This window comes from Streptomyces calidiresistens, assembly GCF_014141525.1.
Lineage (GTDB): Bacteria > Actinomycetota > Actinomycetes > Streptomycetales > Streptomycetaceae > Streptomyces > Streptomyces calidiresistens.
In genome coordinates, this window is the sequence record NZ_VKHS01000272.1 from 1 (window position 1) to 6,288 (window position 6,288).

The 6,288-nt window shown below is 73.6% G+C and carries 5 protein-coding genes; 1 reads left to right on the top strand and 4 read right to left on the bottom strand.

The annotated features are described in order from the left end of the window. Positions 1-131 precede the first annotated feature (131 nt). Positions 132-302: a hypothetical protein gene (locus FOE67_RS13025; protein WP_182663786.1), complete on the bottom strand. Its 171-nt coding sequence runs from the start codon at positions 300-302 to the stop codon at positions 132-134. Positions 303-346: 44 nt separating this feature from the next. Beyond that, positions 347-1,927, bottom strand: a complete 1,581-nt coding sequence (locus FOE67_RS13030) for an NsdA family TPR-like regulatory protein (protein ID WP_182663788.1) — start codon at positions 1,925-1,927, stop codon at positions 347-349. A 573-nt stretch (positions 1,928-2,500) separates the two neighbouring features. Between FOE67_RS13030 and FOE67_RS13035 the strand changes: the two genes are divergently transcribed. Continuing rightward, a complete protein-coding gene (locus tag FOE67_RS13035) occupies positions 2,501-3,223 on the top strand; it encodes a bifunctional DNA primase/polymerase (protein ID WP_182663790.1) in 723 nt (240 codons plus the stop codon). A gap of 190 nt (positions 3,224-3,413) precedes the next feature. On the opposite strand, the gene ftsY is transcribed toward FOE67_RS13035, so the two are convergent. Together ftsY and FOE67_RS13045 are read right to left on the bottom strand one after the other, a co-directional pair. Beyond that, the gene (gene ftsY / locus FOE67_RS13040) at positions 3,414-4,646 is read right to left on the bottom strand and encodes a signal recognition particle-docking protein FtsY (protein WP_182663792.1); all 1,233 of its coding nucleotides are present in this window, start codon (positions 4,644-4,646) and stop codon (positions 3,414-3,416) included. Positions 4,647-4,799: 153 nt separating this feature from the next. Further along, positions 4,800-6,227 carry a sugar porter family MFS transporter gene (locus FOE67_RS13045; RefSeq protein WP_182663794.1) on the bottom strand — a complete coding sequence of 476 codons (1,428 nt, stop codon included), beginning with the start codon at positions 6,225-6,227 and terminating at the stop codon, positions 4,800-4,802. Positions 6,228-6,288 lie beyond the last annotated feature (61 nt).

Genomic DNA, 6,288 nt, shown 5'->3' on the forward strand with positions numbered 1-6,288 from the left:
CTCGCGGGCCGCCGCGGCGGCGGTCCGCCGGAGCCGGTCGCAGACCCGCTCCGAACGCAACCGTCCCGCCACCTCCAAGGCCTCCATGGCCCGTTCCGCGGCGACCTCCGGTTCCCGGCACAGCAGGGGCCTCAGTTCTCGCGGCCGATCGCGGCGCCGGACAACTCGACGGCCACCCGCTCCTGTAACCGCGCCACCGCGGGCACGTCGCCGAACTCGCGGGCCGCCGCGGCGGCGGTCCGCCGGAGCCGGTCGCAGACCCGCTCCGAACGCAACCGTCCCGCCACCTCCAAGGCCTCCATGGCCCGTTCCGCGGCGACCTCCGGTTCCCGGCACAGCAGGGGCCTCAGTTCTCGCGGCCGATCGCGGCGCCGGACAACTCGACGGCCACCCGCTCCTGTAACCGCGCCACCGCGGGCACGTCGCCGAACTCGCGGGCCGCCGCGGCGGCGGTCCGCCGGAGCCGGTCGCAGACCCGCTCCGAACGCAACCGTCCCGCCACCTCCAAGGCCTCCATGGCCCGTTCCGCGGCGACCTCCGGTTCCCGGCACAGCAGGTGGACGGTGGACAGACCGATCAGACCGAGTGCATACGAACGCCGGGGCCCCGGCTCCCCGGCGAGCTCACGGCGTTCCAGTTCCCCCCGGAAGAGCTCCACCGCGGCTCCGATCCGCTGCCGGGCCGGAACGGTGTGGTCGGGATCGGCGTCGGTGGCGTAGGCCAGGTCCCGGTAGGCGTGGCCGTTCTCCGTGTGCAGTTCGGCGAGGGTGAAGAAGGCGATCCAGTCCGGCTCCTGTTCCGCCGCGTCGATGTCGGCGAACACGTCGTCGGCGGTCTCCACGGCACGCCGGCAGCGGGTGGTCTGGCCGAGTGAGGCGCGGGCCCGGGCCTCCAGCGCGTGCAACATCGCCAACAGGCGGGCGCCGGCGTTCTCCCGACCGCCGTACTGCGCCAGGGTGACCAGTTCCAGAGCGTCCGCCGGACGGCCCAGGTGAATCATCTGGCGGGCCATCTGGGAGAGGACGAGGGCGCCCAGCGGACGGTCGCCCGCCTCCCGCGCGGCGTGCAGGGCGAGGACGAAGTACTTCTGCGCCGTGGGTTGCAGGCCGATGTCGTAGCTCATCCAGCCCGCCAGGGAGGACAGTTCGGCGGTCACCCGGAACAGCCGGCGACGCACCCCACCGGGACGGGACTCGCGGAGCAGGTCGGTCACCTCGTGGAGCTGTCCGACCACCGCCTTGCGGCGCAGTCCCCCACCGCTCTGGGCGTCCCACCCTCGGAACATGGTGGTCGTGGCGTCCAACAGGTCCAGGTCCGCCCCGGACAACGGGGGGACGGACGGCGCGGCGGGAGAGGCGACGGACGGCCGCGCGGGAAGCGCGCGGACACCGTGGTCCGGGGAACCGTCGTGCCCCGCCCCGGGGGCGCCGGTGGGCCCCGGCGCGAGCCAGCGCTGCATGGGTTCGATCAGGGCGGGCCCCGCGGAGACGGTGAGCGAGGAGCCGAGGAACCCGCGACGGCCGAACATCAGGTCGCTGCGGGAGAACTCGTTGATCATCTCGGCGGTCCGGGGACCGGCCCAGGGGAGATCCACCCCGGAGGTGGTGGCGGCCCGGCGTGTGGCGCGCAGGCCGAGGTCCTCGATGGTCACCACGCACCCGAAACGCTCGGAGAACAGCTCGGAGAGGATGGTCGGGATGGGTTCCCGGGGCTGCTCACCGTCCAGCCACCGCCGCACCCTGGAGGTGTCGGTGCCCACGTGGTGGACGCCCAGTCGACCGGCTCGACGGTTGACCTGACGGGCCAACTCCCCCTTCGACCAGCCGCTGCGCCCGAACCAGGAGGCCAGTCGTTCGTTGGGCGGCTTGGGGGAACCGCCCGCGGTCCCCGCGTCCCCGGTGGTGTCGCTCACCGTTCGGGCCCCCATCCCCGACCCCGCTCCCGGCGTGGTCGACCTGTCGTCGCTCGTGCTCCCGTCACCGCCGTGCCCCCGGGCCCCCGTGTTCGGGAACGGGCTCCGGAGCCGGCCTTCCGCGTGCGATCCGTATGCAATCCGTGATCCGTGCGCGATCCTCCCGTGACCGGTCCGGTCGAACGCCGTTCCCGACCTCCACCACCGGCCCACCGGGGTCACCGACCCCGCGGTTCCCCGGGGAGGTCGGGTCCGGGAACCCGCCGGTGGCCGCCCCCGTGCCGGACGGGGAGAACGTCACCGGGCGACCGAAAGTATTTCGGTGGAGCCGGGCCGAGGGGGGTCCGCCGGCCATTCGCCACCATTCGCCACCCCTCGTCGCAGAACCTATCGCCCGGTATCGGCTGTTCACTTGGCGAGGGGTCGATCACCGCCCCCGAAACGGGGCACCACGGGGGCGCACGGTTGCGCACCGATGCGCTCGATGGGTCGCGGCGCACGACGGCGCCGCTCCCCCCGGCCCGGGAGGACGAGCGACCATCCCGCCGGGGCGCGTAACCATCCGCCCCGACGACCGTTGGAGGGGGCATGGGGATCACGATCGGCGGTACCGGAGAGATCCGGGAGGAACTCCGGGAGATGCGACTCTTCCCACGGGCCCCGCGCAGGCGCGGCACCGACCCGGTGGGCACGGCGGTGGCCGAGTACACCGCGCTGCGCGGCTGGGACGTGGTGCCCGGGGTCCGGGCCCGCTACCGCGCCGGACGTGCGGAGTGCTCGTGCGGGCGAGCCACCTGTTCCGCCCCCGGGGCGCACCCGCTGGACATCGACCTCTCCCGGGACCTGACGATCCGGGCCGGAACCCCCCTGCCGGAGGCACTCTCCCGCTGGGCCCGCACCCCCGGGGCGAGTGTCCTGCTCCCCGTCGGACGGGCCTTCGAGGTGCTCGACGCCCCGGCGGCCGCCGGACACGCCGCGCTCGGTCGCCTGGAGCGGCTGGGGCTGTCCGCCGGTCCCGTGATGGCGGCCCCCGGCGACCGCCTGTGGTTCCTCGTCGCGCCGGGGACCACCGGGGAGCGGCCCGCGGGTACGGCCCGCGCCGGTGCGGGCCGGCGCATCCCGGCAACGGACCTGCACGTCCCGGGGCCCGGTGGATACGTGACCGCCCCGCCGTCCGACCACGCGGGACGCGGACCGGTGCGCTGGCTGCGCGACCCCGGCCCGGGGGCCGCACCGGACCCCGTGGGCGGGCGGATGCTGCTGCGCGCGTTGACCCATCTGTGCCGGCGCGGCGGTTCCCCCCGACGATGAGGACGGTTCGACCGGCACACCCCCCGTCCCCGCCGGCGATCGGCACGACAACCACCCGCACGTGACGGTGCCCCCGGAGATCCCGGGGGCACCGTCACGTCGTCGTCACCGTCGTCACCGTCGTCACCGCCGTCACCGTCGTCGCGGGCGGCCGGCGGGGGCCGCGCACCGCGTCCGCCGGCCCCACGGCTCAACCGATGAGCGCGTCCACGAACGCCTCGGGCTCGAAGGGCGCCAGGTCGTCCGGTCCCTCGCCCAGCCCGACCAGCTTCACCGGAACCCCCAGCTCCCGCTGGACCGCCATGACGATGCCGCCGCGGGCGGTACCGTCCAGCTTGGTGAGCACGATCCCGGTCACGTTGACCACCTCGGCGAAGACCCGGGCCTGGATGAGACCGTTCTGACCGGTCGTGGCGTCCAGTACCAGCAGAACCTCCCCGACGGGACCCTGCTTCTCCACGACCCGCTTTACCTTGCCCAGCTCGTCCATCAGGCCGGTCTTGGTGTGCAGACGGCCGGCGGTGTCGATCAGCACCACGTCGGCGCCCTCGGAGATCCCCTCCCGCACCGCGTCGAACGCGACCGACGCGGGGTCGCCGCCCTCGGGGCCGCGCACCGTGCGGGCACCGACCCGTTCACCCCAGGTCTGCAACTGGTCCGCGGCGGCGGCGCGGAAGGTGTCGGCCGCGCCCAGGACCACGGAGTTGCCGTCGGCGACGAGGACCCGGGCCAGTTTGCCCGTCGTGGTGGTCTTGCCGGTGCCGTTGACACCGACGACGAGCACCACCGCCGGCAGTTCGCCGCCCTCGGCCGACACTCCGCCCTCGGTGCGCACCGACCGGTCCGCGTCGGTGCCGATGACGGCGAGCAGTTCCTCCCGCAGGAGCGCGCGCAGTTCGTCGGGGGTCCGGGTGCCCAGCACCCGGACGCGCTCCCGCAGCCGCTCCACCAGTTCGGTGGTGGGGCCGACCCCCACGTCCGCGGTGAGCAGGGTGTCCTCGATCTCCTCCCAGGTGTCCTCGTCCAGGCGGTCGCGGGACAACAGGGTCAGCAGTCCCTGGCCGAGGGCGTTCTGGGAACGCGCGAGGCGGGCCCGGAGGCGCACCAGTCGACCGACGGTCGGCTCCGGGGTCTCCGTCGGTGGAACGGGCTCCGGCGGGGCGACGGCCCCCGGCTCCTTGTCGAGGGTGACGTCGGGTTCGGCCGGGGGCGTCCCGGGCAGTTCCACGTCCTCGACCGTGCGGCGCAGGGGCGGGGCGGGATCACCGGCATCCTCCCCCACCTGTGGCTCGGCGGGCGGGGCCGCCGTCGCCGGGCGGTCGTCCGTCGGAGCCCGGGACGAACGGGTGCGGGTGATCACGAGCCCGCTGATCGCGCCGATCGCGACCACGGCGAGCACCACGGCGAGGAGGAGGATGTCCATCGGTTCCCTAGATGCGCCCCGCGGGGCGCGGTCGGAGCGGTCCGGTCGCCTTCAGTATCGCCCGGGGGTACCACGGAATCGGGGCGCCCGCCGACCCGGCGGGTTCGGGTCGGCGGGCATCCGGGTGGTCCCCGGGGAGGGGACGCCCGGGGATCAGCCCATTTCCTCCAAGGCCTTGCCCCGGGGCTCGGGCACCCACTTGAGGACGAAGAAGAAGGAGAGGAGGGCGAAGGTCGCGTACATCACGTACGCCCCCGCCAGGTTCCAGTCCGAGAGGGTCGGGAAGCTCTGGCTGATGGCGAAGTTGGCGATCCACTGCGCGGAGGCGGCCACCCCCAGGGCCGCGGCACGGATCCGGTTGGGGAAGATCTCGCCGAGCAGCACCCAGACCACGACCCCCCAGGAGAGGGCGAAGAAGAGGACGAAGGAGTGCGCGGCGAGCAGCGCCAGCGTGGCCTGGCCGTCCGGGAGACGGATGTCGTCGCCGGTGCCGGTGCGGTGGGAGAAGGCCCAGGCCGCCAGTCCCAGGGAGACCGTCATGCCGGCGGACCCGATGAGGGCCAGGGGCTTGCGGCCGATGCGGTCCACCAGCAGCATCGCGATCACCGTACCGACGATGTTGATGAGCGAGGTGGTGAAGGAGTAGAAGAAGGACGCGTCGGGGTCGATGCCCACCGACTGCCACAGCGAGTTGCTGTAGTAGAAGATGACGTTGATGCCGACCAGTTGCTGGAAGATCGACAGTCCGATGCCGATCCACACGATCGGCAGCAGGCCGGCCCTGCCGCCGAGCAGGTCCCGCCAGCTCGGCCGGTGCTCGGTGCGCAGCTTCTCGCCGATCTGTCGGACCTTGGCGTCCAGGTCGGTGCCGGCCGCCTCCACGTCGGCCAGGACGCGACGGGCGTCCTCCGGACGGCCCCGGGAGACCAGGTAGCGGGGGGACTCGGGGATGCGCAGGGCCATCAGACCGTAGAGCGCGGCGGGGACGACCTCGATGCCGAGCATGATCTGCCAGGCCTCCAGTCCGAGCAACGCCCCGCGCTGTTCGCCGCCCGCCAGGTTCAACAGCCCCCAGTTGACCAGTTGGGAGACGGCGATCCCGAGCACGATCGCGGCCTGCTGGAACGAGGCCAGCCGCCCCCGGTACTCGGCGGGCGAGACCTCGGCGATGTAGGCGGGCGCGATGACGGAGGCCATACCGATGGCCACACCGCCCAGGGTGCGCCAGAAGGCGAGGTCCCAGACGGTGAACGGCAGCATGGAGCCGATGGCGCTCACGGCGAAGAGGAGCGCCGCCAACTGCATGACCCGGATGCGGCCCACACGGTCGGCCAGTCGGCCGGCGATCACCGCTCCGAGCGCGGCGCCCAGCAGGGCGATGGCCACGACCGTGCCCAGGGCCCCCGACCCCACCTCGAAACGTCCGCGGATCCCCTCGACGGCGCCGTTGATGACCGCGCTGTCGTATCCGAAGAGGAAGCCGCCCAGAGCGGCCACGGAGGCGATGAAGATGACGTGCCGCAGGTGCGGTGGGCGACCCCCGGGGGCGTCCCGGCGAGCCTTCTCGGTGGTACTGGTCACGTGTTCTCCTGATACCCGGCGGCCCTGCCGGGAGGGGTGGGACGGGTGGGCGTCGGGACGG

Coding starts and splice junctions, on each gene's coding strand:
- FOE67_RS13025 (WP_182663786.1), bottom strand. CDS start 302: ATGGAGGCCTTGGAGGTGGCGGGACGGTTGCGTTCGGAGCGGGTCTGC.
- FOE67_RS13030 (WP_182663788.1), bottom strand. CDS start 1,927: ATGGGGGCCCGAACGGTGAGCGACACCACCGGGGACGCGGGGACCGCG.
- FOE67_RS13035 (WP_182663790.1), top strand. CDS start 2,501: ATGGGGATCACGATCGGCGGTACCGGAGAGATCCGGGAGGAACTCCGG.
- ftsY (WP_182663792.1), bottom strand. CDS start 4,646: ATGGACATCCTCCTCCTCGCCGTGGTGCTCGCCGTGGTCGCGATCGGC.